The following is a 1,747-nucleotide window of genomic DNA, read 5'->3' as shown; positions in this document are numbered from 1 at the left end:
AATTGTGAGGGAGCCGTCCGTGTTACGGGCGACAGTGTAATCGGCCCGGCTCCCGGTAAGAAGCAGCGTGTCCTCGCCAGCCCCGCCGTCAAACCGATTGGCGCCGCTGTTCCCAACGAGCGTGTTGGCGCCTGCGTTGCCAGTGAGGTCGATCGTGGCATCTCCCATAGCGGCTTTCAAGATCTCGGCATCGACGTCGGGCGCGAGCGTGAAGGAGACGTTTGCGACGACAACGTCCGTTCCTTCGAACGCCGATTCGACAATGACGTCGTTCACGTCGTCGACCACGTACGTGTCGTTCCCTGCTCCGCCTTGCAAGGTATCGGACCCTGCGCTTCCGTCGAGCGTATTGGCTGCCCCATTTCCCAAGATCACGTTGGCCAACGCATTGCCGGTCCCGCTCCCAGCGGCGCCGCGAAGCGTGAGGTTCTCGATGTTGTCTCCGAGGATGTAGTTCAGGGATGCTTCGACCGTGTCGATTCCGGCATCCAGCCCTTCAGTCACGGTATCGCCTCCGTCGACGATATACGTGTCGTTTCCATCGAGACCTTCAAGCGTATCGGCACCGCCCAAACCATCGAGAATATTGGCTCCGGCATTACCCGTGATCCGCTGAGCGAATGCGTTGCCGGCGAGGTCGATCGCTGCCGTCGACGCTCTGTCGTTCGTCTCCAATACCTCGATCGCTGCACCGGCATTGAGCGCAAAGTTCGCGCTGGCTCGAACGGTGTCGGTGCCTTGGCCCGCAGCTTCAACGACAGTGTCGAAACCGTCGACCAGATACGTGTCGTTGCCGCTACCTCCGGAAAGGGTGTCCGCGCCGGCATCGCCGCCGAGCATGTCGTTGTCCGCTCCGCCGTTCAAACGGTCATTGTCGGCGCCGCCGTACAGAGTGTCATCGCCGGCACCGCCATACAGCATGTCGTCGCCCGCTCCACCATCGAGAGAATCCCCGAGATCGTCGGCCTCGAAGTTAAGGCGGTAGATCGTGCCCGTATCATTGCCCCAGGTATCATCGGCGTAGCTGACGGCGTAGATGTTGCCTTGGCCGTCACGCCCAAAGGAAGACAAGTGACCGAATTGGATCGTGTTGCCGTTGCTATCTTTGAAGCGACTGGTGATATCCGTGGCACTGACCGTTCCACTTACATCGAGGGCAAAGATCTTGCCGTTGTTGAAGTCTCCGAAAATGTACCGGCCGTTCAGCTCCCCAGGCCCCTCATAGAAGTAACCGCCGGTGATCGAGCCGCCGATGTCGCGGCCGTAATGGTGGATCGGATCAGTGTAACCTTCGGTGTTCTGCGGTCCGTCGTAAACACCGGGGCCGTCGCGCCAGCCGTAGTTTCCGCCGGCCGCGCCGATGTTGATCTCCTCGTAGGTGTTCTGACCCACATCGGCGATGTAGAGCTTCCCATCCGGCCCGAAGCTGCAGCGCCACGGATTGCGTAATCCGAGTGCCCAGATTTCAGTCCGCGGTTGCGCCTCGTCTATTCTGTCGAACTGCGTCGGGTTGTCGGCTGGGATGCCGTAGTTGCGGCCATCATTGCCGGGAAAATCATCCGAGTTCACGTCGATGCGGAGGATTTTTCCCTTGTGGTTGGTAGACCCGTCACCATTGATCACAATCTGCGCATTGGCCGCCACGGTGTCCTCGCCGGTAGCGATATAGAGCATGCCGTCGGGGCCGAAATCCAACCAGCCGGCGCGATGATGGGTGTGATCCTGCGGGTAATCGATCGTCATGATC

The 1,747-nt window shown here is 60.1% G+C and carries 1 protein-coding gene; it reads right to left on the bottom strand.

Annotation, left to right across the window (positions count from 1 at the left end):
• A partial coding sequence (locus AC1DT3_RS20090; protein ID WP_477466977.1) for a PQQ-dependent sugar dehydrogenase occupies nt 1-1,747 on the bottom strand: 1,747 nt, incomplete at both ends.

This window comes from Microvirga sp. P4_G7, from assembly GCF_056401005.1.
Note: the sequence above shows the minus strand (reverse complement) of the source record. Positions and strands in the feature narration are given on the sequence as shown.